Origin of the sequence: Stutzerimonas stutzeri (assembly GCF_000219605.1) — a bacterium.
GTDB classification, from domain to species: domain Bacteria; phylum Pseudomonadota; class Gammaproteobacteria; order Pseudomonadales; family Pseudomonadaceae; genus Stutzerimonas; species Stutzerimonas stutzeri.
Genome location: NC_015740.1, coordinates 50,140 through 75,826, shown reverse-complemented (window position 1 = coordinate 75,826; position 25,687 = coordinate 50,140). Strand labels below are relative to the sequence as shown.

Annotated in this window: 17 protein-coding genes and 2 pseudogenes; 15 read left to right on the top strand and 4 right to left on the bottom strand. The window is 67.2% G+C overall.

The window, feature by feature from the left end; translation table 11 throughout:
- Positions 1-28: 28 nt before the first annotated feature.
- Positions 29-1,219 carry a delta-9 fatty acid desaturase DesA gene (desA, locus tag PSTAB_RS00325; protein ID WP_013981225.1) on the bottom strand — a complete coding sequence of 397 codons (1,191 nt, stop codon included), beginning with the start codon at positions 1,217-1,219 and terminating at the stop codon, positions 29-31.
- Between the two features lie 304 nt (positions 1,220-1,523).
- Here desA and PSTAB_RS00320 point away from each other — a divergent pair, with 304 nt between their 5' ends.
- The 10 genes and pseudogenes from PSTAB_RS00320 to PSTAB_RS00275 all read left to right on the top strand — a co-directional run bounded on the left by PSTAB_RS00320 (position 1,524) and on the right by PSTAB_RS00275 (position 16,481).
- Entirely contained in the window at positions 1,524-4,502 is a 2,979-nt protein-coding gene (locus tag PSTAB_RS00320; protein ID WP_013981224.1) for a PAS domain S-box protein, read from the top strand.
- A gap of 49 nt (positions 4,503-4,551) precedes the next feature.
- Positions 4,552-4,938, top strand: a complete 387-nt coding sequence (locus PSTAB_RS00315; protein ID WP_011911305.1) for a response regulator — start codon at positions 4,552-4,554, stop codon at positions 4,936-4,938.
- A 76-nt stretch (positions 4,939-5,014) separates the two neighbouring features.
- Complete coding sequence (locus PSTAB_RS00310; RefSeq protein ID WP_013981223.1) at positions 5,015-7,426, top strand: PAS domain S-box protein; 2,412 nt, start codon at positions 5,015-5,017, stop codon at positions 7,424-7,426.
- Positions 7,423-7,812: a response regulator gene (locus PSTAB_RS00305; protein ID WP_003282388.1), complete on the top strand. Its 390-nt coding sequence runs from the start codon at positions 7,423-7,425 to the stop codon at positions 7,810-7,812. The genes PSTAB_RS00310 and PSTAB_RS00305 overlap by 4 nt, the downstream gene beginning before the upstream one ends.
- A pseudogene (locus PSTAB_RS00300) lies at positions 7,805-9,443 on the top strand (diguanylate cyclase). Before PSTAB_RS00305 ends, PSTAB_RS00300 begins: the two are co-directional and overlap by 8 nt.
- 127 nt (positions 9,444-9,570) lie before the next feature.
- Positions 9,571-12,448, top strand: a pseudogene (locus PSTAB_RS00295) (CHASE3 domain-containing protein).
- Positions 12,445-12,834, top strand: a complete 390-nt coding sequence (locus PSTAB_RS00290) for a response regulator transcription factor (protein ID WP_011911301.1) — start codon at positions 12,445-12,447, stop codon at positions 12,832-12,834. Before PSTAB_RS00295 ends, PSTAB_RS00290 begins: the two are co-directional and overlap by 4 nt.
- Positions 12,831-13,967, top strand: coding sequence for a YaiO family outer membrane beta-barrel protein (locus tag PSTAB_RS00285; protein WP_013981220.1), 1,137 nt, complete (start codon positions 12,831-12,833; stop codon positions 13,965-13,967). The genes PSTAB_RS00290 and PSTAB_RS00285 overlap by 4 nt, the downstream gene beginning before the upstream one ends.
- Positions 13,957-15,081: a HEAT repeat domain-containing protein gene (locus PSTAB_RS00280; RefSeq protein ID WP_041771605.1), complete on the top strand. Its 1,125-nt coding sequence runs from the start codon at positions 13,957-13,959 to the stop codon at positions 15,079-15,081. Before PSTAB_RS00285 ends, PSTAB_RS00280 begins: the two co-directional genes overlap by 11 nt.
- Positions 15,078-16,481 carry a glycosyltransferase family 2 protein gene (locus PSTAB_RS00275; RefSeq protein WP_013981218.1) on the top strand — a complete coding sequence of 468 codons (1,404 nt, stop codon included), beginning with the start codon at positions 15,078-15,080 and terminating at the stop codon, positions 16,479-16,481. Before PSTAB_RS00280 ends, PSTAB_RS00275 begins: the two co-directional genes overlap by 4 nt.
- 101 nt (positions 16,482-16,582) lie before the next feature.
- Here PSTAB_RS00275 and PSTAB_RS00270 read toward each other — a convergent pair whose 3' ends face one another.
- Entirely contained in the window at positions 16,583-18,076 is a 1,494-nt protein-coding gene (locus PSTAB_RS00270; RefSeq protein ID WP_013981217.1) for an aldehyde dehydrogenase, read from the bottom strand.
- A 186-nt stretch (positions 18,077-18,262) separates the two neighbouring features.
- Here PSTAB_RS00270 and aptA point away from each other — a divergent pair, with 186 nt between their 5' ends.
- Positions 18,263-19,582 (top strand): omega-aminotransferase AptA, encoded by a 1,320-nt coding sequence (gene aptA, locus PSTAB_RS00265; RefSeq protein WP_013981216.1) that lies wholly within the window; start codon positions 18,263-18,265, stop codon positions 19,580-19,582.
- Between the two features lie 138 nt (positions 19,583-19,720).
- Here aptA and znuA read toward each other — a convergent pair whose 3' ends face one another.
- Entirely contained in the window at positions 19,721-20,734 is a 1,014-nt protein-coding gene (gene znuA / locus PSTAB_RS00260; RefSeq protein WP_013981215.1) for a zinc ABC transporter substrate-binding protein ZnuA, read from the bottom strand.
- A 64-nt stretch (positions 20,735-20,798) separates the two neighbouring features.
- Between znuA and zur the strand changes: the two genes are divergently transcribed.
- From zur to PSTAB_RS00240, 4 genes are read left to right on the top strand one after another with little or no spacing between them, the layout of a single operon-like run.
- Entirely contained in the window at positions 20,799-21,284 is a 486-nt protein-coding gene (gene zur / locus PSTAB_RS00255) for a zinc uptake transcriptional repressor Zur (protein ID WP_013981214.1), read from the top strand.
- Complete coding sequence (gene znuC / locus PSTAB_RS00250; RefSeq protein ID WP_013981213.1) at positions 21,281-22,051, top strand: zinc ABC transporter ATP-binding protein ZnuC; 771 nt, start codon at positions 21,281-21,283, stop codon at positions 22,049-22,051. The genes zur and znuC overlap by 4 nt, the downstream gene beginning before the upstream one ends.
- A gap of 12 nt (positions 22,052-22,063) precedes the next feature.
- Positions 22,064-22,849, top strand: coding sequence for a zinc ABC transporter permease subunit ZnuB (gene znuB / locus PSTAB_RS00245; RefSeq protein ID WP_013981212.1), 786 nt, complete (start codon positions 22,064-22,066; stop codon positions 22,847-22,849).
- Complete coding sequence (locus PSTAB_RS00240; protein ID WP_013981211.1) at positions 22,846-23,343, top strand: YgjP-like metallopeptidase domain-containing protein; 498 nt, start codon at positions 22,846-22,848, stop codon at positions 23,341-23,343. The genes znuB and PSTAB_RS00240 overlap by 4 nt, the downstream gene beginning before the upstream one ends.
- A gap of 144 nt (positions 23,344-23,487) precedes the next feature.
- On the opposite strand, the gene katE is transcribed toward PSTAB_RS00240, so the two are convergent.
- Positions 23,488-25,686, bottom strand: a complete 2,199-nt coding sequence (katE, locus tag PSTAB_RS00235) for a catalase HPII (RefSeq protein WP_257719830.1) — start codon at positions 25,684-25,686, stop codon at positions 23,488-23,490.
- Position 25,687 lies beyond the last annotated feature (1 nt).

The following is a 25,687-nucleotide window of genomic DNA, read 5'->3' as shown; positions in this document are numbered from 1 at the left end:
AGCGCCCGGCGAAGGAGCCGATCAGAGGTCAGGCGGGGGTGACGGACGGTCGCAGGGAATAGGTGCGCAGGTGCTCGGCGAAATCGCGCAGGGACTGGATGCCGCTGGCCTCGGCCTCGTGCACCCACTGCTTGATCGCGGCGAGCATGTCGTGGCCGTTGGCGCTGGTCTTGCTCCAGATCTGCTGCAGCGCCAGGCGCTTCTCGTAGATCACCTTGAGCGCCTGACTTTGCGCGAGCATGACATCGATATGCGCCTGCTGCTCCTGCTGCAGCAGGCTCGGCTCGCGGGTCAGCAGGCGCTTGGCACGGCGCAGCTGGTGCCGCAGCGTCGCGTCGGCTCGGCCGAGCTCCTGGCGCACCAGCGGCACGATCACCAGCTTGCGGTACTGCGCCATGATCTGGAAGCGGTTGTTGAGGATCGCCATGGCGCTGTCCATGTCCAGCTGCTGCTTGCCCTCGATGCGATGGGCGATGGGCGCGGTGCGGTTGACCTTGGCCAGGCCGAGCAGGCTGAACAGGCGAATCCAGGCCCAGCCCATGTCGAACTCCCACTTGCGTACCGAGAGCTTGGCCGAGTTGGGATAGGTGTGGTGGTTGTTGTGCAGTTCCTCGCCACCGATGAGGATGCCCCAGGGCACCAGATTGGTCGCGGCGTCGCGGCATTCGAAATTGCGATAGCCGACCGCATGGCCGAGGCCGTTGACCACGCCGGCGGCCCAGAACGGAATCCAGATCATCTGTACCGCCCACACCGTCAGGCCGAGGGCACCGAACAGGGCCAGGTCGATGGCCAGCATCAGCACGATGCCGAGGTTGGGGAAGCGGGAATAGAGGTTGCGCTCGACCCAGTCATCCGGGCAGTTCTTGCCATAGATGCGCAGGGTTTCCTCGTTCTTCGCCTCGGCCATGTACAGCTCGGCGCCCTTGCGCACCACCGTGGCCAGGCCCTTGTGCACCGGGCTGTGCGGGTCGTCCGGGGTTTCGCATTTGGCGTGGTGCTTGCGGTGGATGGCGGTCCACTCGCGAGTGTTCATCGCCGTGGTCAGCCACAGCCAGAAACGGAAGAAGTGCTTGAGCGCCGGGTGCAGCTCCAGCGCGCGATGCGCCGAGTAGCGATGCAGGTAGACCGTGACGCTGACGATGGTGACGTGAGTCAGCAGCAGCGTGGTCGCGATGAGCTGCCAGATCGACAGGTCGAGTAAGCCGGTATGCCACATGGTAACGGGGTGCCTCATGATGACGGTGCGCTGACGAGACCTTCGCCGACGTTCACCTGCCCGCAGACTAACATCAGCCCATCACGAGTCCAGAACGAGGGCTGACCGACCGTCTAAAAACTGGTGCTTTTTTAGCCAGCTTCGGCTGCAATCGCTACGCTCGAGGTGGGCAGTCGAAGCGCCGACGACCGAGCGGGAAAGGCGCTATCGGCGATGCTGGCATAGAGCTATCATTGTTTCTTTTTTGCCCTGGAAAGTTGCGGCTCATGCCTATGTCGTACGTCGAGCGCAGCACCTCGCACCCATGGCCGGCCCGCGGATGAACAGCGCCGACCTCTCCACCCCCAGATGGATCTTCGGCCTCGGCAGTCTGCTGCTCGTGCTGCTGTTCGGCAGCCTCGCGTTCAATGACTACCGCGCCCGCGATGTCGCCTGGCATCTGGAGATCGAGACGCACGGCGAGCTGCAGAGCCTGGCGCTGCAGAGCGCGCAGCTCAATCAGCGGCGCCAGGCGGACATGGTCGCCACCGCCCTGGCCGGCAACGCCGAGGTGCTGCGCCAGATGCGCCTGATCGATGCCGCGCTACGTGATGGCCGCTCCCTCGACGATCCCCGCCTCGAGCGCTCGCGCCAGCGGCTACGTGCGGCGCTGACCCCAGCCTGGCGCTCGATGCAGCGCCATCAGGCGCTGCAGCTGCAGCTATTCTGGGGCGACGCCGGGGTCACCGTGCTGCGCATGCAGCAACCGGAGCGCTTCGGCGACACTCAGGCCGCACAGCGACCGATGCTGCAACGGGTACTGCGCGACGGCATCGAACAGTTCGGCCTGGAAGTCGACGCCCTCGGCGCCAGCAGCCGCGCCATCGTGCCGCTGCGCGCCGTGGACCGGCAGGACAGCGAAGTCATCGGTGCGCTGGAGGTGGGCTACAACGTATTGCCGGAACTGCCCGACCTGAGTGCGCAGCTGGCCGCCGGCCTGGCCCTTATCATCAACCGCGAGGCGCTGCAGGCGAGCCAGACGACACCTCCCAGCGGGGTCCAGCTGAGCGAGGGCAGTGACTGGCTGCTGATCGGCCATTCGGCGACGCAGGTGCTGCACTGGGCCCAGGCGGGCGTGCTGCCGGAGCCGGGCAGCGGCAAGGGTTCGCGACTGCTCGATGCCGACGGGCGCAGCTACATACTCAACCAGATTCCCCTGCACGATGAGCAGCAAGCCGAGCCGTCCACGCCACCCCTGGCTGCAGCGCTGGCCTGGCGCGACATCAGCGCCATGCAGGGCGAACACCTGCAGGCCGAACGCCGTCTGCTGATCAAGTGGGGCCTGGCCTGGCTGGTCGCCGAGGCGCTGCTGCTGGTGCTCGCGTTCCTCCTGCAACGGCGCATCAGCGTGCAACAGCAGTATCAGTTCGCCCAGCAGCAGCAGAACCACCGACGCCAGCGCCTGCTCGACCGCGCCCAGAAAATCGCCAGTCTGCTACCGGGCATGGTGTTCCAGCTCAAGCGCTTCGCCAATGGCCGCTATGCGTTTCTCTACGCCAGCGAAGGCGCCCGCGAGCTGTACGGCATCGAGCCGCAACGGCTGCTGGAGGACGCCGCCCAGGCGCTGGTCCACGTCCACCCGCAGGACTTGCCACGCCTGCATCGCGCATTGCTGCGCCTGGCCGTGCATCCGGGCAGCGGCGCGGTCGAGTTCCGCATCCAGCATCCGCAGCGTGGCCTGCTCTGGGCCGAGGGCCGCGCCAGTGCCGAACGGCTGGCGGACGGCACAGTGCTCTGGCATGGCTTCGTCACCGAGATCACCGAGCTGATGGAAGCCACCCGCGCGCTGCAGAAGAGCGAGAGCCGCTTCCGCGCCATGGTCGGCAACCTGCCGGGAGTGGTCTACCGCTGCCGCAACGATGGTCGCCGGCGCATGAGCTACCTCAGCGAAGGCATCGAACGCCTGACCGGCTACCCGCCCAGCGATTTCGTCGGCGACCGTGTGCGCAGCTACGGCAGCCTGATCCACCCGGACGACCAGGCGCAGGCCGAGCAATCTCCGGCGCAGGACAGCTTCGAGCGCATCTACCGCATCACCAATGCCGAGGGACGCACCGTCTACGTACGGGAAAAGGCCCGTGTGCTGCGCGAGCGTGACGACCCCGTGGGCTGGTGCGACGGCTTCATCTGGGATGTCACCGACCAGGCGCTGGCCAAGCAGGAGATGGAAGAGCGCGAGCGCTACCTGAGCATGCTGATCGACAACGTGATCGACGCGATCATCATCATCGACGGTCGCGGCATCATCGAAACCTTCAACCATGCCGCCGAGCAGATCTTCGGCTACCGCAGCGACGAGGTGATCGGCCGCAACCTCTCGATGCTGATGCCCGAACCGGACCGCTCGGCCCATGACGGCTACCTGGACCACTACACGCGGCGCGGCACCTCCCGCGCGCTGGAGCAGAACCGCGAACTCACCGCTCTGCGGCGCAACGGCGAGACCTTCACCATCGAACTGCGCGTCTCGCAGATCAGCCACCACGGCGAGCGCAGGTTCATCGGCCTGGTGCGCGACATCACCGAACGCAAGCGCATCGAGCGGATGAAGAGCGAGCTGGTGTCCATCGTCAGCCATGAGCTGCGCACACCGCTGACCTCAATCTCCGGTGCCCTCGGCCTGATCGTCGGCGGCGCCCTGGGCGAGCCCTCGCCGACCATGCTGCAGATGCTCACCATCGCGCATCAGAACAGCCTGCGCCTGGGCCGCCTGGTGGACGACCTGCTGGACATGGACAAGCTGGTCGCCGGCAAGATGACGCTGCAGCTGCACGGCCATTCACTGGTCCGGCAGATGCAGCTGGCCACGGAGGCAAACCAGGGCTACGCCGCCAAGCATGGCGTATACCTGCAGCTGGAGCCGCTGCCGACCCTGCAGCTGATCGCCGACGACGATCGCCTGCAGCAGGTATTGGCTAATCTGATCTCCAACGCGGTCAAATTTTCACCCGAGGGAGGAACAGTCTCGCTCGGCGCGCAGCAACGCGGCGCCTGGGTGCGGATCTGGGTGCGCGACCAGGGGCCTGGCATCGCGCCCGAGTTCCACGCACGGATTTTCCAGAAGTTTTCCCAGGCCGATTCCTCGGACACGCGCCAGAAGGGCGGGACGGGACTGGGCCTGGCGATCAGCAAGGAGCTGATCGAACACATGCATGGCCGGATCGGCTTCGACTCGGAGCCCGGCCATGGCGCCTGCTTCTGGTGCGAACTGCCGCTCGCACCGGCTGCGACCGACCAACCCTGATGCGCGCATGACGACCGACGCACAGGCAAACCGACCCCCCGGAGGCACAATGGCAGAGCTCAGGCGCATCCTGCATGTCGAAGACGACCCGTCGATCCAGGCCGTGACCAAACTGGCCCTGGAAGCCATCGGCGGCTACGAGGTGCTGTCCTGCTCGTCCGGCGCCCAGGCGCTGGAAGAAGTCGAGGCGTTTGCGCCCGACTTCATCCTGCTGGACGTGATGATGCCCGGCATGGACGGCCCGCAGACGCTGCTCAAGCTGCGCGAGCGAATCGACCTGGAGCGGATTCCGGTAACATTCATGACGGCCAAGGTTCAGCCGGGCGAGATCGAGCACCTGCGCAAGCTCGGCGCGCGCGACGTGATTGTCAAACCTTTCGACCCGATGCAGCTGGCCGGGCAGATTCGCAGCATTTGGCTGACTGGCCGATACTAAGGCCCTGAGCACATCCGCCGGGACGCGACACGCTGTCCGCTCGTGCGCCACTCACCGAACCAGCAAGGCACCGACGATGGAGTCACCGCAAGCAATCCCGGCGCCGATGCCATCCGCCGCGCAGCCACGCGAACTCTCGCGCCTGGCGGCCCTGCTGCGTTACGAAATCCTCGATACGCCCGAAGAAAGCGCCTTCGACGACTTCACCGCGCTGGCCGCGCAGATGTGCGACACCCCGATTGCACTGATCTCGCTGGTCGATGACCGCCGCCAGTGGTTCAAGAGCCGGGTCGGCCTGGACGTCAGCGAAACCCCGCGTGACATCTCCTTCTGCACCTACACCATCACCGGCGAGCAGATCTTCGAGGTACCCGACGCGCTGCAGGATCCGCGCTTTCGCGACAACCCGCTGGTGCAGGGCGATCCGCACATCCGCTTCTACGCCGGTACGCCGCTGACCTCGCCGGACGGCCACAACCTCGGCACGCTGTGCGTCATCGACCGCAAGCCGCGGCGGCTGAGCAGCGAACAGCGGGAAACCCTAGAACGCCTGGGCCGCCAGGTGATCCGCCTGTTCGAGCAGCACCTGCTGGCGCACCGGCATGCCGAGCAGGCGGCATTGCAGCAGGCGATCCTCGACAGCGCCTCCAGCGCCGTGCTGATCACCCGCCCGGACGGCATCGTCACCAGCGTCAACCCGACCGCCGAACGCCTGCTCGGCTACAGCGAGCAGGCGCTGGCCGGCCACCCGCTGACCACTGCCCTCTTTCGCCACGAAGCGCTGGAGCGGCGCGCCAAGCTGCTCTCCAGCGAACTCGAGATGCCGGTGGAAGCGGGATTCGCAGTGCTCACCGCGCCGCTGCACCTTGGCCGCCGGGAGATGTCCGAGTGGCGCCTGCGCCACCAGAGCGGCAGCGAAGTGCCGGTGCTGCTGGGCGTCACCGCCATCCACGATGAACAGGAACAGCTGCGTGGCTACCTGATCAACGCCTACGACCTGGCCTACCAGGAACAACTGCAGCTGCGCCTGCAGCAGATCGCCGCGCAGGTGCCGGGCATGCTTTTCCAGTTTCACTGGCGCGGCAACGGCAGCTCCTGCTTTCCCTACGTCAGCGAAGGGGTCGAGCAGATCTACGGCCTCAGCCCGGGGCAGCTGGCCAGCAGCTTCGCGCCCATCGTCGGGCGCGTGCACGCACTCGATCGCAGCACCCTGCTGAGCAGCATCCGCAAGGCCGCCGCCGAGCTCACGCCGTGGCACAGCGAGCACCGCGTCGACCACCCACGCAAGGGCCTGATCTGGGTCGAGGCGCGCGCCACACCGCTGCGCCAGGTCGATGGCTCGGTGCTCTGGCACGGTTTCGTCACCGACATCACCGCACGCAAGGCCGAGCAGCTGGAGCTGGACAAGCAGCAGGAAATGAACCGGCGTCTGCTCGAAGCGTTGAGCGAGGCGGTGATCGCCTGCGACGCCGAGGGCAATCTGACCCTGTTCAACGAGAAGGCCAAGCAATGGCACGGCGCCGATGCCGCGCCGGTGTCACCGGACGAATGGGCCAGCCATTACCAGCTGTACCGGGCCGATGGCGTCACGCCGCTGCAGCCGGAAGAGATCCCGCTGCGCCGCGCCCTTGGCGGCGAACACGTGATCGATCACGAGATGGTCCTGCTCAGCCAGGGCACGCCGCGCCATGTGCTGTCCAACGCCGATCCGCTGTACACCTCCGATGGCCAGCTGCTGGGCGCTGTCGCCGTGCTGCACGACATCACCGAGCGCAAGCGCATCGAGCGTCTGCAGCGCGAATTCATCTCCACGGTCAGCCACGAGCTGCGCACGCCGCTGACCTCCATCACCGGCGCGCTGGCGCTGGTCTGCTCCAATGTCATGGGCGAGGTTCCCGGGCAGATGCGCGAGCTGCTGGACATCGCCCAGCAGAACAGCCAGCGCCTCGGGGCACTGATCGACGACCTGCTGGACATGGACAAGCTGCACGCCGGCAAGATGCGCTTCGACCTGCTCGAGCAGCCGCTACTGCCGCAGCTGGAGCTGGCCCTGCGCAGTAATGGCAGCTACGCCGAACGCCATGGCGTGCAGCTGCGCCTGGGCGACTGCCCGGCGGTGCAGGTGGAAATCGACGCCATGCGCCTGCAGCAGGTGCTGAGCAACCTGCTGTCGAACGCCGCGAAGTTTTCGCCGCCCGGCGAGCAGGTCGAACTGTCGGCCCGCATGCGTGACGGCCATGTGCGGGTCAGCGTCCGAGACCGGGGCCCAGGCATTTCCGACGAATTCCGTGAACGGGTATTCCAGAAGTTCGCCCAGGCCGATTCGTCCGACAGCCGCCAGCAGGGCGGCACCGGCCTCGGTCTGGCGATCAGCAAGGAGCTGATCGAGCACATGGGCGGACAGATCGGCTTCGAATCCGCACCCGGCCAGGGCGCCTGCTTCTGGTTCGAGCTGCCCGTCCGGGGCGAGACCAAGGAGAGTTCGTGAACAGACAGCTCAAGCGCATCCTGCACGTCGAGGACGTTCCTTCCATTCAGGTGGTGACGCGCATCGCCCTGGAAAAGATCGGCGGCTTCGAGGTGCTCAGCTGTCCGTCCGGACAGGCGGCCCTGGACCAGGTTCAGGCGTTCGCCCCCGACCTGATCCTGCTCGATGTGATGCTGCCGCAGATGGATGGCATCGAGCTGGTCCGCCAACTCGGCGATCTGGTGGACCTGCAGCAGATTCCGGTGGTCTTTCTCACCGGCCATCTGCAGCCCGAGCGGCTGCAGGAGCTGCGCCAGCTCGGTGTGCGCCAGGTGTTGAACAAACCCTTCGACCCCCTGCAGCTGGCCTCCCAGCTGCAGCAGGTGTGGGAGGCCGAGCATGGATGAGCGTGCCCGCCTGGCGCTGCAGGAACAGCTCACCCAGCTTGAGCAGCAGTTTGGCGAACGCCTGCAGGCGGACCTGGCAGAACTGGCAACGCTCGCCCGTGACCTGCAGCAGACCCGCGCCACCGGCAGCCGCCGCCAGCTGATGCTGAGCGTGCGCGAGCGACTCCATCGCCTGGCGGGCGCGGCCGGGACCTTCGGTTTCGACAGCCTCGGGGACAACGCCCGGCAGCTCGAACAGCGCGCCGAGCGCTGGCTGGACTCGGCCAAGCCCGGCAGCCGCGCCGCCGATGCCTTCGCCGCCGCCCTGCTGCAACTGGCCAGCGAGACACCCGGGCAGGAGCGCGAAGGCGCAGCGGCGCTGCCGGTGCACCACGAAGAGCCGGCGCCGGGCTGCCGCATCTACCTGATGAAGCGCGACCCGATCGCCGCCACCAGCATGGCGGTGACCCTGCGCAACTTCGGCTACATGGTCAGCCAGTGGCATGATTTCGCCGCACTCGAGCAGGCCCTGGCCAACGAGCTGCCCGATGCGCTGATCGTCGGCATCGAACATGAAGGCGAGTTCGATGCACTGGCCGCGCTGCAGCAGAGCCTGGAGCAACCCCTGCCGCTGCTGGTGATCCACGATCGCAACGACTTCGCCAGCCAGCTGGCTGCGGTGCGCGCCGGTGCCCAGGGCTTCTTCGTCCGCCCGCTGGACATCACTCAGCTGGAAAACAGCCTGGAGCGCTGCCTCGACCGCCAGCAGGGCGAGCCCTTCCGTGTGCTGATCGTCGACGACGACGCCGAGCTGGCGGCGCGCTACAGCCTGGTGCTGCGCAACGCGCAGATGCAGGTGCAGACCCTCACCGAACCGACCCGCGTGCTGGACGCCATGCGCAGCTTCAACCCCGAGGTCGTGCTGCTGGACGTCAACATGCCGGAATGCTCGGGCCCGGAGCTGGCGCAGATGATCCGCCTGCATGACGAGTGGCTGCGGGTGACGATCATCTACCTGTCGGCGGAAACCGACACCCACCGGCAGATGGCCGCCCTGCTCAAGGCCGGCGACGATTTCATCACCAAGCCGATCAGCGACAGCGCGCTGGTGGCCGGCGTCTATTCGCATGCCCAGCGTGCCCGCTCGCTGAGCACCGCGCTGGCCCGCGACAGCCTGACCGGCCTGCTCAAGCACGCCGACATTAAGGAACAGCTGGCACTGGAGGTGCAGCGCAGCAGCCGCAGCGGCAAACCGGCAAGCGTGGTGATGCTCGACCTCGACCATTTCAAGCAGGTCAACGACACCTATGGGCACGCCGCCGGCGACAACGTGATCCGCGCCCTGGCCAACCTGCTGCGCCAGCGCCTGCGTCGCATCGATAGCCTCGGCCGCTACGGCGGCGAGGAGTTCGTCGCGGTACTGCCGGAATGCAGCGCGCTGCAGGCCAGGCGCATCTTCGACGAGGTCCGCGTGCGCTTCGCCGCCCTGACCTTCAATGCGGGCGACCATCAGGAGTTTCGCGTCACCTTCAGCGCCGGCATCTGCGAAACCGATGAGCACAGCGCCGCCAGCGTCCTGCTGGAGCGCCGACCAGGCGCTGTACCTGGCCAAGCACCAGGGCCGTAATCAGGTGCAGGTCGCCGGGCGCTGAGGGCGCTACCGTTCGTCGCGAACCGCTCCGCGTCTGTGGGGTCTGACTGTATTCGGGAGTCCCGGTGTTTCCGCTATCGCGCGGCGGCCAGGGTTCCATGCAGTCTCCCCCGCGGCAGGAGTCCGGTTTGCCCGCAAGACTCGCGATCGGTTGGCATTCAATCGCATTTCTGGCTGCGTTCGCGCTGCTCGCCGCCCTCGGCTGGCAGGGCAAGCGAACCCAGGAAACGCTGCTGCAGACCAATCGGGCCGTCAGCCATAGCCTGGAGGTCATCACCCTCGGTCCAGGCCATCCTCTCCTCCCTGCAGGACATCGAAACCGGCTCGCGCGGTTTCATCCTGACCGGCGATGCCAGCTACCTCGAACCCTACGAGCGCGGCCTGAATCAGCTGGAGGGCTATCGGCGGAGCCTGGAACAACTGGTCGAAGGCCGCAGCTATCCCGACCAGCGCTGGTTCCGCACGCTGGATGCAACCATTGCCGAACGCCTGCAGGTGGCTGCCGGCAATGTCCAGGCGCGCCGCGACGCCGGCCTGCAGGCGGCCGCCGAGCGCTTGCGCGGCGCCGGCGGCAACCTGCTGATGGATCGCCTGCGGGCGCTGCTCAACGCAGTGGAACAACAGGAGCGGCGCGAGCTGAAAGCAGCCAGCAGCGCCGTTGCCCAGACGACCGAGCGCGCCCAACGTCTGGCCCTCATCGGCAGCCTGGTGGTGGTCGCGCTGCTTCTCATCGCCTTCTGGGCGGTACACTGTAATCTGCGCATCCGCCAGCAGCTGGCCGGCGCGGCGCAGGCAGGCGAGGCTCGGCTCGGAGCGCTGCTGCAGGCCATTCCGGATTACCTCTATGCGGTGGACCACCGACAGCAGATATCCAGCCTAGCCGCGGGAACGGCTCGCCGGGCGCCCCAGCCCGCGGCCATCGAACCCCTGCTGCACGACCTGCTCCAGCAGCACGAAGACAGCGGTCTGCGGCAGAACACCTGGTGCGAGGTGCAGACCCGGCGCACCTTCGAGGTTCGCCTGATGCCCACCGGGCTGGGCGACCACCTGGCGATCGCGCGGGACATCAGCGAGCTGCAGCGCAGCCGTGACAGCCTCCACGACCAGCAGTTGTTCCTGCGCCGGGTGGTGGACACCGACGACAACCTCATCTTCGTCCGCGACGCCCAGGGCCGCTTCCTGCTCTGCAACACCGCGCTCTCCGCCCTGCTCGACGTGCGTCCGCAGGATATCGAGCAGCGCCACCCCGACGAGGTGCCTTCCGCTCGCCTGCTGCGACCGCTGCTGCTGGGCGACGACGAACTGGCGGCCCTGGCGAGCAGCAGCGGGGAGCTGCGCACCACCGAGGTCGCCCTGACCGACGCCCACGGCACCGAGCATTGGTTCCAGGTGGTCAAGCGACCGCTGCGCATCTCCGCGCGCACCTGCCATGTGGTCACGGTGGCGGTGGACGTCTCCCTGCGCCGGCGCATGGAGCAGATGAAGACCGAATTCATCTCCACCGTCAGCCACGAGCTACGTACCCCACTGACCGCCATTCGCGGCGCGCTCGGCATGCTGATCGGCGGTATCGCCGGGCAGCTCAGCGACGAGGCCCGTCCGCTGCTGACCATCGCCCACAAGAACAGCGAGCGGCTGGTGCGCCTGATCAACGACATCCTCGATATCGAGAAGCTGGAAGCGGGCCGTCTGGCGTTCAACCTGGGCCGGCACGACGTGCGGCCGCTCGTCCAGCAGGCGCTGTCGGACATCACGCCGTACGGGCAGGACTACGGCGTCACCCTGGAATTCCTCGACGCCCCCGAGCTGGCCTCCAGTGAAGCAACCCTCGACCCTGACCGCTTCGCTCAGGTGATGGCCAATCTACTGTCCAACGCGATCAAGCATTCCCCGGCCGGCGGACGCGTGACGGTCGACCTGCGACGCAGCGGCGAAAGGCTCGAAATCGGGGTGCAGGATCGCGGGCCCGGCATACCGGAAGCCTTCCGCTCGAGCATCTTCGAGCGCTTCGCCCAGGCCGATTCGTCCGATGCCCGTCAGCGCGGCGGTACCGGGCTGGGGCTGGCCATTACCCGCTCGCTGGTCCAGCAGATGAACGGCAAGATCGGCTTCGATTGCCAGCCGGACCAGGGCACGCGCTTCTGGCTGCAGCTGCCGCTGGAGGAACACGCCCAGCCGCTCCAGCCGCAGGCACCGGCGCAGCCACTCAGCCTCGGCTCGGCGCCGCAGCAGACGCCCCTTATTCTGATCCTCGAACCCGATTGCCACGCCGCCGAGCAGCTGGCCGAGGCGCTGCACCAGCACGGCTATGCCACGCTGATCGCCCATGCTGCCGCCGAAGCACGCGAACTGCTCGGCCAGCACCGCGTCCAGGCGCTGACCCTCAGCCCGGCGCTGGACGACGAGAACAGCGTGGCCTTCCTGCAGAGCCTGCGCAGCCAACACCACTACCGCAACCTGCCGGTGCTGATCGTCAGCGTGCAGCCGCAGCGCCGGGATGAGGATGATGGCCTGCTCCGCGGCGGTGCGGTAGGCGTGATCGACTGGCTGCACAAGCCGATCGACCCCTCCCGCGTCATGGAGGTGATTCGCGCCTGCCTGCAGCTCGGCGGGTCGAAACCGCGCATCCTGCACGTGGAGGACGACGACGACCTGCGCGTACTGCTGGCCAGGCAGATCGCCATGCTCGACGTCGAGCTGGCCGGCGCCGCCACCCTGCAGGAGGCGCGTCAGCTGATCAGCGCGCAGCCCTTCGATCTCGCCATCATCGACCTGATGCTGCCCGACGGCGACGGCACCGAGCTGTTCGACCAGCTGGCGCAGAGCATTCCGCCCCCACCGGTGATCATCTTCTCCGCGCTCGACACCCCGATCCAGGACAACCGCCTGGCGCTGCGCCAGCTGGTCAAGTCCCGTCACGACGGCGACGAGCTGGCCAGGCTGATTCAGCACCTGTTGCAGCACTGGCCACCGGGCCACACTCACTCTGACGAGGTTCATGCATGAGCGAATCCGCCAGCAAGCGCATCCTCATGGTGGAAGACGAAGAAGACATCGCCTTCCTCATACGTTACATGCTCGAACGCCACGGTTTCGTCGTCGACCATGCCGCCGATGGCCGCCAGGCGCTCGACCACTTCGCCCAGGCCGCCCCACCGGACCTGACCCTGATGGACATCATGCTGCCCTATCACGACGGCCTGGAGTTGATCGAACGGTTACGGGCACAGGCCGGCTGGGAAAGCGTGCCGGTGCTGATGCTGACCGCCAAGGCACGCGAGGTGGATATCGTCCGCGCGCTGGAACTGGGCGCCGACGACTACGTGACCAAACCCTTCCAGCCGGAGGAACTGCTGGCACGCATTCGTCGCCTGCTGAGGGGGCGCCGGTGAAGCGCGCGCTGCTGCTGCTTGCCCTGGCGATACCCTGCACCACGGCTTTGGCGGATATCGCCACGGCCGAGCGACAGGTGCAGGCGCAGCAACTGGACGCTGCCGAAGCGACCCTGCGCGCACACCTGGCGCAGCACCCGGAAGACGCCGACGCGCAGTTCCTGCTGGCCCGGGTGTTGAGCTGGCAGGGCCGGCCGGAACAGGCCTTGCCGATCTACCAGCGCTTGCTGCGCCAGCAGCCGGACAATGCCGACTACCTGCTCGGCGAGGGCCAGGCGCTGCTCTGGGCCGGGCGCCCGCAACGCGCGCTGGCGTCGTTGGAACGGGCCGCCAGGATCGCGCCGGACTACGCCGAGGTGCAGCAGGTGATCCAGCAGGCACGCGCCGCGCTGGCCGTGCCCACCACGGCGACCGCCCCGGTACCCGTGACGACCGCCGCGACCAAGCGCCGTCACGAGCTGGAGATCTCGGCGCGTCAGGACTGGCTGGACAGCGGCTTCGACAACTGGCGCAGCCAGCGCCTGGATTACACCTCGACCCGGCCGGAAAGCCTTGGCTGGTACGGTGCGCTGCTGCGTGAGCAACGCTTCGGCGAATGGGACGAAGGCGTCGAGGCCGGCGCGGTGATTCCGCTCGACGACAACTGGACGCTGCAGCCGGAGGTCGGCTATCAGCCTTCACCCTATTTCCTGCCGGAGTGGCATGCCGATCTGCGCCTGCAACGGCGCCTGCCGGACGGCTACCTCGGTGCCGTCAGCGTTCGCCGCACCGAGTACGAGACCACCCGCGTCGACCGCCTTGCGCTGAGCGCCGAGCGTTACTGGAACGCCTGGCGCGCCGGCTACACCCTGAACGTGACCGACGTGGCCAACGCCGGCACGCCGATCGGCCACGACCTGGCGCTGGACTACTACTACCGGGGGCTGAGCTACGCCGGCCTGCGCTTGACCGTGGGCGAGGAAGAAGCGGTGGAAGAGCAGCAGCTGATCACCAGCGACGTGCGCGCCATCAGCCTGCAGGGCCGTCACTGGTTCGACAGCCGCTGGGCGCTGAGCTGGGAAGTCGGCTATCACCAGCAGGGCAGCTACTACGACCGACAGTGGCTGCAGATCGGCCTGCGCCATGCGTTCTGACCTGCTGGCCGGGTGCCCTCCCTGGCTGTGCGAGGCGCCCGCCAGGCTCTGGCTGCACGTCTGGCCGGAAGACCGCATGTTGCAGCTGGCGCTGTACTGCGCCTTCGGCCTCGGGGCGCTGACGCTGCTGGTGCTGCTGCAGGTGCTGCTGCTCGGCGAACTGTCGCGCCGGCGAGCGGTGCGCCGGCAGCAGTTCAACGAACAGTGGCGCCCCTACTTCGCCCTCTGCAGCCTCAGCGATGACGTGCCGACATCCCACGCGTCGCTGCCGCGGCGGCATCAGCTCTGGTTTCTGCTGCAGTGGAACCGCACCCAGCTGCAGTTGCGCGGCGCCGCCCGCGAGCGCATGAACCGCGCACTGGTCGCCTTGGGGATGGATCGTCAGGCGCTGCTCCTGTTACGGGGGCGGGTGCGCAGCAAGCTGATCGGCCTCACCTGCCTGCGCCATCTGGCCGACCCCACCCATTGGGACGCGGTGCAGCCGCTATTGCTCAGCCGCAACGCCATCGTCGCCCTGGCCGCCGCGCAGACGCTGGTGGCCATGGACCCGGCAAAGGCCATGCAGCTGATCCTGCCAGCGGCAGTGGAACGCCCCGACTGGGCGTTGCCGCGCCTGGTCAGCCTGTGCCAGCAGGCCGGTGAGCAGGCAGTGACCACGCCGCTACTGATCGTGCTGTCCAGCTCGCCAGACCCGCGCCGCGAGCGACTGGTCGGCCTGCTGGTGCATGGCGACCCGCGCCATGCCGCGCCCTGGGCGCGGGCACGGCTGGACCAGGGGGCGCCTGTCGAGCAGCTGCAGGTGGCGCTGCGCTGCCTCAGCGAGCTTGGCGACCCACGCGACCGCCCGCGCCTGCTGCGCGCCCTCGGCCACGAGCAGGAGGGCGTGCGCCTGGCCGCCCTGCTGGCGCTGCACAAGCAGGCACGTCGGGAAGACAGCGAGCTGTTCCTGCCGCTGCTCGCCGACCGCAGCTGGTGGGTGCGCCAGGCCGCCGCCGACAGCCTGGCGACGTTGCCCGGCGCATCCCCGGACGCGCTGCAGCAGCTGCTCGAGCAGGTGCACGACCGCTACGGCAGGGACGCCCTGCGCCGGGCCATCGCGGAGGTGCGCCGGTGACGGTCGACTGGCTGTGGTGGCTGCAGGTCGCCTTCATCCTCTATTTTTTGCTGCTCAACGGCATGTACCTGCTGCTCAACCTGCTGTCGATGGGCAGCCTGATGGGTTACATCCGCCAGCGCGCAGAAACCGGCGAGCTGGCGCCTTATCTCGGCGTCGAACCGCCGGTGTCGGTGCTCATGCCGGCCTTCAACGAAGAGGCGACGATCCGCACCTCGGTTCGCTCGATGCTGCAGCTGCAGTACCCCGAATTCGAGATCGTGGTGATCAACGACGGTTCGAAGGACCGCACCCTGGCCGTGCTGATCGAGGAATTCGACCTGGTGCCGCACCCCGAGCCGTTGCGCCAGGCCGTCGCCCACCAACCGGTGCAGGCCATCTATCGCTCGCGCCGCTACGCCAACCTGCGCGTGGTCGACAAGGCCAACGGCGGCAAGGCCGATGCGTTGAATGCCGGTATCAATGCCGCGCGCTACGGACTGTTCTGTGGCGTCGACGCCGACTCCATCCTGCAGCGCGACAGCCTGTTGCGCGTGGTCCAGCCCTTCCTCGAGGACGAGCGCACCATTGCCGCGGGCGGCACGGTGCGCATCGCCAATGGCTCGCAAGTGCGTGGCGGCTTCCTGATCCAGGCCGGGCTGCCACGCAACTGGCTGGCGCGCTTCCAGATCGTCGACTACCTGCGCGCCTTTCTGTTCGGCCGCCTCGGCTGGTCGCCGCTCAATGCCGTGCTGATCATCTCCGGCGCCTTCGGCCTATTCGATCGCGAGCGGGTGATGGCGGTCGGCGGCTATCGCACCGATACGGTCGGCGAGGACATGGAGCTGGTGGTGCGGCTGCACCGTTATCACCGCGAAAAGCGCATCCCCTACCGCATCCGCTACCTGCCGGACCCGATCTGCTGGACCGAATGCCCGGAAGACCTCGGTACCCTCGGCCGGCAGCGCAGCCGCTGGCAGCGCGGCCTGGCCGAAAGCCTCGGGCGTCATGCCCGCCTGGCCTTCAGCTTGCGTGGCGGCACGCCCGGCTGGCTGGCCTGGCCGTTCATGGCGCTGTTTGAGTGGATCGGCCCGCTGATCGAACTGGTGGGCTACGGCTTCATGCTGGCGGGCTTCGCCTTCGGCGCGGTGTCCTACGCGGCGCTGGCCGCCTTCCTGCTGGTGGCGATCGGCATGGGCATTCTGCTGTCAGTCAACGGCCTGCTGCTGGAAACCATGTCCTTCCGCGTCTACAGCCGTCGACGCGACATGCTGCAGCTGTTTCTGATGGCCGTGCTGGAGAACTTCGGCTACCGCCAGCTGAATACCGTCTGGCGCTGCCGCGGTCTCTGGCAGTGGTTCTCGCGGCGCAAACACCAGTGGGGCGTGATGCGCCGCAGCGGGCAGTGGGGACAAAGCTAGCTGAACGCCCAAAAGAGCGTAGGGTGGATCACGCTTCATCGATCCACCATGGCTGTGCAACAAGGTGGATGTAAAAAGCGACATCCACCCTCCGGATGCCGTCAGAGCTGAATCCAGGTCGCCTTGAGCTCGGTGTACTTGTCGAAGGCATGCAGCGACTTGTCACGACCGTTGCCGGACTGCTTGAAGCCGCCGAACGGCGCGGTCATGTCGCCGCCGTCGTACTGGTTGACCCACACACTGCCGGCGCGCAGCGCCCGTGCGGTGCGGTGCGCCTTGGACAGGTCGGCGGTCCACACCGCCGCAGCGAGGCCGTAGGGCGTGTCGTTGGCGATCGCCACCGCTTCCTCGGCGCTGTCGAAGCTGATCACCGAGAGCACCGGGCCAAAGATTTCCTCCTGAGCGATCTTCATCGCATTGTCGACGCCATCGAAGATGGTCGGCTCGACGTACAGCCCGCCGGTTTCCTCCAGCGTCCGCTGGCCGCCGATCAGCACCTGCGCGCCGGCCTGGCGCCCGGCGTCGATGTAGCCGAGCACGGTGTTGAGCTGCTGGGTGTCCACCAGGGCGCCGACGTTGGTCGAAGGGTCCAGCGGGTTGCCCGGCTTCCAGCCCTTGAGCGCCTCCACCACCATGGGCAGGAAGCGCTCCTTGATCGAACGCTCCACCAGCAGCCGCGAACCGGCAGTGCAGACCTCGCCCTGATTGAAGGCGATGGCACCCGCCGCCGCCTGGGCAGCCGCCTGCAGGTCGGGCGCATCGGCGAAGACGATGTTCGGGCTCTTGCCGCCCGCCTCCAGCCAGACACGCTTCATGTTCGACTCGCCGGCGTAGATCATCAGCTGCTTGGCCACCCGCGTGGAGCCGGTAAAGACCAGGGTATCGACGTCCATGTGCAGCGCCAGCGCCTTGCCGACGGTGTGGCCGTAACCTGGCAGGACATTGAGCACGCCGGCCGGAATGCCGGCGTCGATCGCCAGCCGGGCGATGCGGATGGCGGTCAGCGGCGACTTCTCGGACGGCTTGAGCACCACCGAGTTGCCTGTGGCCAGTGCCGGGCCGAGCTTCCAGCAGGCCATCATCAGCGGGAAATTCCACGGCACGATGGCCGCCACCACGCCGACCGGCTCGCGGGTGACCAGGCCCAGCTGGTCGTGGGGCGTGGCCGCTACCTCGTCGTAGATCTTGTCGATCGCCTCGCCGCTCCAGCGCAGCGCCCGCGCCGCACCGGGGATGTCCACCGTCAGCGAGTCGCCGATCGGCTTGCCCATGTCGAGGGTCTCCAGCAGGGCCAGCTCCTCGCGGTTCGCTTCCAGCAGATCGGCGAAGCGAATCAGCACCGCCTTGCGCTTGGCCGGCGCCAGCTTCGCCCAGCTGCCTGCCTCGAATGCGGCGCGTGCGCTGGCCACCGCACGCTCGGCATCGGCCAGGTCGCAGCTGGCGACCTGGGCCAGCACCCGCCCGTCCACCGGGCTGATGCAGTCGAACTGGCCACCCTGCGCCGCGGCGCAATACTCACCCTGGATAAAGGCGCGACCTTCGATACGCAGGTCACGGGCACGCTGTTGCCAATCGGCGAAGGTCAGGCTGGGCATGGTGCTTCCTCTCTCTCAGGTCTTCGGGTGATGGAAAACGCACCCTAAACCAGCGGCGCGGACCCTATCAATATTTTTTACGAACGGCCGGTTTTGCGCCTTGTTTTGTTCGTTTTATTAAACATAGACTCGATCGAAACGCTGCGGCGCCGTCGCAGCATAGTCGCTCGTCGCCGGAGCTCGCCCATGTCCCAGGATTTTGCCACCTCGCCCGAACACTTCTGGATGCCCTTCACCGCCAATCGCCAGTTCAAGGCCAGTCCGCGCCTGCTGGAGCGGGCCGAAGGCATGTACTACACGGCGAGCGACGGTCGCCAGGTGCTCGATGGCACGGCCGGGCTGTGGTGCTGCAATGCCGGCCATGGCCGGCGCGAGATCAGCGAGGCGGTGAGCAAGCAGATCGCCAGGATGGATTTCGCTCCGACCTTCCAGATGGGCCACCCGCTGCCCTTCGAGCTGGCGGAAACGCTCGCCGCCATCAGCCCCGAGGGACTGAACCGGGTGTTCTTCACCAACTCCGGATCGGAATCGGCCGATACCGCGCTGAAGATCGCCCTGGCCTATCAGCGCGCCATCGGCCAGGGCAGCCGTACCCGCTTGATCGGCCGTGAGCTGGCCTATCACGGCGTCGGCTTCGGTGGCATGTCGGTGGGTGGCATGGCCAACAACCGCCGCGCCTTCGGCCCGATGCTACCCGGCGTCGATCACCTGCCGCACACCCTCGACCTGCAGCGCAACGCCTTCAGCAAGGGCCTGCCGCAGCATGGCGTGGAGCGCGCCGATGAGCTGGAGCGGCTGGTGACGCTGCATGGCGCGGAGAATATAGCCGCGGTGATCGTCGAGCCGATGTCCGGCTCGGCCGGGGTGATCCTGCCGCCGGTGGGCTATCTGCAGCGGCTGCGCGAGATCACCGCCAAGCACGGCATCCTGCTGATCTTCGATGAGGTCATCACCGGCTTCGGCCGCGTCGGCGAAGCCTTCGCCGCGCAGCGCTGGGGCGTCACGCCGGACATCCTCACCTGTGCCAAGGGCCTGACCAACGGCGCGATCCCCATGGGTGCGGTGTTCGTCGCCGATCGGCTGTACGACGCCTTCATGCAGGGACCGGAAAGCGTCATCGAGTTCTTCCACGGCTACACCTACTCCGGGCATCCGGTGGCCTGCGCCGCGGCACTGGCGACCCAGCAGATCTATCAGCAGGAAAACCTGTTCCAGAAGGCCATCGACCTGGAGCCCTACTGGCAGGAGGCGCTGTTCAGCCTGCGTGACCTACCCAACGTGATCGACATCCGCACCGTCGGGCTGGTCGCGGGTATCCAGTTCGCCGCCCATGCCGATGGTGTCGGCAAGCGCGGTTATGAGGTGTTCCGCGAGTGTTTCGAGAACGGTCTGCTGGTGCGCGCCAGCGGCGACACCATTGCGCTGTCGCCGGCGCTGATCGTCGAGAAGGCCGAGATCGACCGGATGATGGAGCTGCTCGCCGACGGCATCCGCAAGGCCGGCTGACACAGCACTGCCGGAGGCGACCCGGCCTGTCAGATCAGGCCGGGCGCTAATGGCCTGTGCGGTGAGTGGGTCGAGGCAAGTCCGGATGGCCATGGGCGCCGAAATTGACCAACTGAACTCACCAGACAGGCCACCAGATCACAGCGACTCCAGGCAGTCCGCCAGGGTGTCGCCCAAACCTTCGAGCAACTGTTCGTAGCCCTTGGCGTCCGTCGGCAGGCCGACGCCCAGCACATCCAGTTCAGCCATCTTCACCGGCAAGCCGGCGGTCAGCGTTTCAGCCAGGCGCGGGCGCGCCGGCGGTTCGCTGAACACGCAGCTCGGTCCGGCCTGCTGCAGGCGCTCGCGCATCGCCGCCACATGCCGCGCGCCCGGCTGCGCTTCGCCACCGGCAGTGAACACGCCGGCATGGCGCAGCCCGTAGGCGGCCTCGAAGTAGTCGTAGGCCTCATGGAAGACGAAGAACGGCTTGTTCTGCACCTTGGCGAAACGCTGCTTGAGCCGTCCGTCGAGTGCCTCGACGCGCTCGGCGAAAGCGCTGCTGTTGGCCTGGTAGCGCCCGGCGTTGGCCGGATCGGCAGCAGCCAGATCCGCCGCCATGCGCTCGGCGATCACCACGGCGTTGGCCGGCAGCAGCCACAGGTGCGCATCGAGCGAACCCGGACGATGGTCGTGATCGTGCTCGTCGGCATGGGCGGCGTGGTCGTGCTCATGCCCGTCATGCGCGTCATCGTGGTCGTGGTCGTGGTCGTGGTCGTGGTCGTGGTCGTGGTCGTGGTCGTGATGATCGTCTTCGGCATGTGCGTGCGCATCGCCGAAGCGCCGCAGGGTCAGCTTCGGCAGGTCCTGCACGGCCACCGTCGTCCCTTCACGAGCGCTCAGCGCGCGCGGCAGGAAGCTCTCCAGATCCGGACCGATCCAATAGAACAGCTCGGCATCGCGCAGACGCCGCACGTCGGACGGGCGCAGCGAATAGTGGTGCGCCGAGGCGCTGACCGGCAGCAGCACATCGGGCTGGCCGACGCCGTCCTGCACCGCCGCGGCAATCAGCTGCAAGGGCTTGATGCTGGTCAGAACGCGCACTTCGGCCTGGGCGCAGGTGGCACCGGCGAGCAGCGCCGCCAGCAACGGGAGGGAGAAAAGACGATTCACGGGCATCACTCGAAGGGGTTGAATTGGTACATAATAACGTCTCTCCCCCAACACGTCGCCGCCCATGTCCAAGACCCCGCTGGCCTGCACGCCCCATGACCACGACCACTGCGTCAGCCACGCGCTGGCCGAAGCCGACAGCCTCTGCGCACGCCAGGGCGTGCGCCTGACCGCGCTGCGCAAGCGCGTGCTGGAGCTGGTCTGGCAGAGCCACAAGCCGCTCGGCGCCTACGACATTCTTGCCGTGCTGAGCGAGCAGGACGGCCGACGCGCCGCGCCGCCCACCGTGTACCGCGCGCTGGATTTCCTCTTGGAGAACGGCCTGGTGCACCGCATCGCCTCGCTCAACGCCTTCATCGGCTGCAACCACCCGGAGCATCCGCATCAGGGCCAGTTCCTCATCTGCCGTCTCTGCCACACCGCCATCGAGCTGGAGCGCCCGGCCATCGCCGAGGCCATCGACAGCGCCGCCGGCAGCGTTGGCTTCTCCGTCGAAGGCCAGACCGTGGAAGTCGTCGGGCTCTGCTCGAACTGCCGGAACGCCGCATGAGCGAGGTACTGCTGCGGCTGGATGACATCCATGTGCGCTTCGCCAACCAGAACGTGCTGGAAGGCGCGCAACTGCAGGTGCATCGCGGCGAGATCGTCACCCTGATCGGCCCCAACGGGGCCGGCAAGACCACCCTGGTGCGCGCCGTGCTCGGCCTGCTCAAGCCCGACCATGGCCAGGTCTGGCGCAAGCCGCGGCTGCGCGTCGGCTACATGCCGCAGAAGCTGCACGTCGACCCCACCCTGCCCTTGTCGGTGCTGCGCTTTCTGCGCCTGGTCCCCGGCGTCGACCGCGCACGCGCCCTCGCGGCGCTGGGTGAAGTCGGTGCCGAGCATGTGATCGACAGCCCGCTGCAGAAGATCTCCGGCGGCGAAATGCAGCGCGTGCTGCTCGCCCGCGCCCTGCTGCGCGAACCGGAGCTGCTGGTGCTGGACGAACCGGTGCAGGGCGTCGACGTCGCCGGCCAGGCCGAGCTGTACCGGCTGATCGGCGTGCTGCGCGACCGCTACGGCTGCGGCGTGCTGATGGTCTCCCACGACCTGCACCTGGTGATGAGTGCCACCGATCAGGTGGTCTGCCTGAACCGCCACGTCTGCTGCTCCGGACATCCGGAACAGGTCAGCAGCGACCCGGCCTTCGTCGAGCTGTTCGGCCAGGATGCGCGCAGCCTGGCGATCTACCACCACCAGCACGATCACAGCCACGACCTGCACGGTAGCGTGGTGATCGGCAAACCCCACGTCCACGGCCCGGACTGCAAGCACTAGACAGAGCATCAGATGCCCGATTTCCTTCTCAATGCGCTGCTCGCCGGCCTGGCCCTGGCGCTGGTCGCCGGCCCGCTCGGCTCCTATGTCGTCTGGCGGCGCATGGCCTATTTCGGCGACACCCTGTCCCACGCCGCGCTGTTCGGCGTCGCCCTCGGCCTGATGCTGGACGTCAACCTGACGCTGGCGGTGACCGTCGGCTGCGTGCTGCTCGCCCTGCTGCTGGTGACCCTGCAGCAGCGCCAGCCGCTGGCCTCCGACACCCTGCTCGGCATCCTGGCCCACAGCACGCTATCGCTCGGCCTGGTCTCGCTGAGCTTCATGAAGGATGTGCGTGTCGACCTGATGGGCTACCTGTTCGGCGACCTGCTGGCCGTCGGGCCGAGCGACCTGGCCTGGATCATCGGCGGCAGCGCGCTGGTGCTGCTGATGCTGATCCCGCTGTGGCGGCCGCTGCTGGCGATCACCGTGCACGAGGAGCTGGCCAAGGTCGAAGGCCTGCCAGTGGCCGGCATCCGCCTGGCGCTGATGCTGCTGATCGCCGTGGTGATTGCCGTGGCGATGAAGATCGTCGGCGTGCTGCTGATCACCTCGCTGCTGATCATTCCCGCCGCCGCCGCACAGCGCCATGCGCGCACGCCGGAACAGATGGCGCTGGGCGCAAGCATCCTCGGAATCGTCGCCGTGTGCCTGGGACTGACGCTGTCCTGGTTCGAAGACACCCCCGCCGGGCCGTCCATCGTGGTCAGCGCCGCCGCACTGTTCCTGCTCAGCTTCGCCTGGCCGAAGCGCGCATGACCGATCTCAAGTACCTGCGCGGCTACCCTGAAGCGCTGCTGGTTCAGGTGCGCCAGCTGATTGCAGAGAACCGTCTGGGCGATTATCTGCAGCGGCGTTACCCCGCACGGCATGAGGTGCAGAGCGACAAGGCGCTGTACGGCTACGTGCAGACGCTCAAGCAGGAGTACCTGAAAAGCACGCCGCCGATCGACAAGGTGCTCTACGACAATCGGCTGGACCTGACCCATCGGGCGCTGGGCCTGCATACCGCGGTGTCACGGGTGCAGGGCGGCAAGCTCAAGGCAAAGAAGGAGATACGCGTCGCCGCATTGTTCCGCGACGCGGCGCCGGAGTTTCTCAGGATGATCGTGGTGCACGAACTCGCCCACCTGCGCGAGAGCGAGCACAACCGTGCGTTCTACAAGCTGTGCGAACACATGCTGCCCGGCTACGGGCAGATCGAGTTCGACCTGCGGCTGTTCCTGCACTGGCGGGAGCTGCAGGACGGCTGACCAGCCGCCCGGCGGCCCTGGAGCCTGCGTAGGATGGAAACCCGCGAAGCGATTTTCCACGCGCCAGTGCCCGGTTTCGCCTCATGCCGGACCTGGCGCCTCATCCGTGTGGATGGCTTCGGCCATCCACCCTACCCTGACCCGTTACGCCGGGATCGCCTCCGCCGCGGCCTCACGCGCCCACACCCGGTGCTGACCGAGCGCCTGAGCGAAGTTGCCGAATACCGCATCGACGTCATCGCCCTCCAGCAGCCCGCTGTCGGCAGTGAGGTTCAGCGATGCCAGCAGCGGCCGTGCCGCACCGAGCACCACGATGGGTTTCAGGTGCTTGTAGGCCTCCAGCAGGTAGTGCTTGGCTTCGCCGGACTTGGCCATGGCCGCCGCCGCATCGGCACCGCCGGGGACGAACACGGCGTCGAACATCACCGAGGGCATGCCGTCCATCGCGGCGTCGACCGGCAGCATCTTGCCGTCCGCCGTCTTCACCGGCGCCGGCGAAGGGCCGATGATCTTGGCCAGCGCGCCCTGCTCGGCCAGCTTGGCCTTGAATGCATCGATCGCTGCACCATCGACGCCGTTGGCCACCAGAATGGCGATCTTGCGCGACTTGATATTGCCCGGTGCATGGTTCATCAAACTCAGGGCCGGCGAGCTCTGCGGGGTCGGTACCTTCGGCGCCACGGTCGGCGCAGCGGGTGCCGGCAGGCCGAGGTTCTCGGCCACGCGGCGGGCCAGCTCCAAGTCGATGTTGGCGAGGATCTCGTTGACCTGACGCTCGCGGATGAACACCCGCTCGACCTTGCCCAGCTCGAAGGTATAGGCACCGATGATGTGCTCCTTCTCCGGGCCGCTCATGCTGTTCCAGAACAGCGTGGCCTGGGAGAAGTGGTCGCCGAAGGATTCGCTGCGGTTGCGGATCTTGTGCCCCTCGACCCGCTCCGGATAGCTCTCGAAACCGCCGCCCTGAGCTGCCGGCGGGGTTTCCTTGGGCCAGCCGTTGTCGATGGAGTTGGGCTCGTAGTTGGCGCGGCCCTTGTGGATCGTCTGGCGATGGAAGGCGTCGCGCTGGTTGTTGTGAAACGGACACAGCGGACGGTTGATCGGAATTTCGTGGAAGTTCGGCCCACCGAGACGCAGCAGCTGGGTGTCGGTGTAGGAGAACAGCCGGCCCTGCAGCAGCGGATCGTTGGTGAAGTCGATGCCCGGCACGATATGGCCGATGTGGAAGGCGGCCTGCTCGGTCTCGGCGAAGAAGTTGTCCGGGTTGCGGTTGAGGGTCATCTTGCCGAGCTTCTGCACCGGCACCAGCTCCTCGGGGATGATTTTGGTCGGGTCCAGCAGGTCGAAGTCGAACTTGTGCTCGTCGGCCTCCTCGACCACCTGCACGCCCAGCTCCCACTCGAAGTAGTCGCCCATCTCGATGGACTCCCACATGTCGCGGCGGTTGAAGTCCGGGTCCTTGCCGGCGATCTTCAGCGTTTCGTCCCAGACCAGCGAGAAGGCGCCGGCCACCGGCTTCCAGTGGAATTTGACGAAGCGGCTGACGCCCTCGGCATTGATCAGGCGGAAGGTGTGCACGCCGAAGCCTTCCATCGCCCGGTAGCTGCGCGGCAGGGCGCGGTCGGACATGGTCCAGAGCACCATGTGTGCGGACTCAGGCGTCAGCGAGACGAAATCCCAGAAGGTATCGTGGGCCGATTGCGCCTGCGGTATCTCGTTGTGCGGCTCGGGTTTCACCGCGTGGACGAAGTCCGGAAACTTGATGGCGTCCTGGATGAAGAACACCGGCATGTTGTTGCCGACCAGGTCGAAGTTGCCCTCATCGGTGTAGAACTTGGTGGCGAAGCCGCGCACGTCGCGCACGGTGTCCGCCGAGCCGCGCGAGCCCTGCACGGTGGAGAAGCGCACGAACACCGGCGTCTCCTTGCCTTCGGCGGCGAGGAACGAGGCCTTGGTCAGCCAGCTGTGGTCGGCGTAGCTGACGAACACGCCGTGCGCCGCGGCACCGCGGGCATGCACGATGCGCTCGGGGATGCGCTCATGGTCGAAGTGGGTGATCTTCTCGCGCATGATGAAATCTTCGAGCAGCGAGGGCCCACGGTCGCCGGCCTTGAGGGTGTTCTGGTTGTCGGCGATCTTCACGCCCTGATTGGTGCGCAGCGCCTCGCCGGTGGCGTCGCTGCGAAACGCTTCCAGCTGGTCGAGCTTGGCGTTGTGATTGGCGCGGTCGACAGTGTCGGTACCGGCCAGCTCGCTCTGTTGCGGGGTTTTGTCGGTCATGGTGGGCCTCCGTTTGCGGTGAGCGGTACCGCGAACGATCGGCCCGGAACGCGGGGCAGACATA

Excerpts from the sequence above, each read along its gene's own strand:
- PSTAB_RS00320 (WP_013981224.1), top strand. The coding sequence starts at position 1,524 with ATGGCCGGCCCGCGGATGAACAGCGCCGACCTCTCCACCCCCAGATGG.
- PSTAB_RS00310 (WP_013981223.1), top strand. The coding sequence starts at position 5,015 with ATGGAGTCACCGCAAGCAATCCCGGCGCCGATGCCATCCGCCGCGCAG.
- znuB (WP_013981212.1), top strand. The coding sequence starts at position 22,064 with ATGCCCGATTTCCTTCTCAATGCGCTGCTCGCCGGCCTGGCCCTGGCG.
- katE (WP_257719830.1), bottom strand. The coding sequence starts at position 25,686 with ATGTCTGCCCCGCGTTCCGGGCCGATCGTTCGCGGTACCGCTCACCGC.
- PSTAB_RS00290 (WP_011911301.1), top strand. The coding sequence starts at position 12,445 with ATGAGCGAATCCGCCAGCAAGCGCATCCTCATGGTGGAAGACGAAGAA.
- PSTAB_RS00240 (WP_013981211.1), top strand. The coding sequence starts at position 22,846 with ATGACCGATCTCAAGTACCTGCGCGGCTACCCTGAAGCGCTGCTGGTT.
- aptA (WP_013981216.1), top strand. The coding sequence starts at position 18,263 with ATGTCCCAGGATTTTGCCACCTCGCCCGAACACTTCTGGATGCCCTTC.
- zur (WP_013981214.1), top strand. The coding sequence starts at position 20,799 with ATGTCCAAGACCCCGCTGGCCTGCACGCCCCATGACCACGACCACTGC.
- PSTAB_RS00280 (WP_041771605.1), top strand. The coding sequence starts at position 13,957 with ATGCGTTCTGACCTGCTGGCCGGGTGCCCTCCCTGGCTGTGCGAGGCG.
- PSTAB_RS00315 (WP_011911305.1), top strand. The coding sequence starts at position 4,552 with ATGGCAGAGCTCAGGCGCATCCTGCATGTCGAAGACGACCCGTCGATC.
- PSTAB_RS00270 (WP_013981217.1), bottom strand. The coding sequence starts at position 18,076 with ATGCCCAGCCTGACCTTCGCCGATTGGCAACAGCGTGCCCGTGACCTG.
- znuC (WP_013981213.1), top strand. The coding sequence starts at position 21,281 with ATGAGCGAGGTACTGCTGCGGCTGGATGACATCCATGTGCGCTTCGCC.
- desA (WP_013981225.1), bottom strand. The coding sequence starts at position 1,219 with ATGTGGCATACCGGCTTACTCGACCTGTCGATCTGGCAGCTCATCGCG.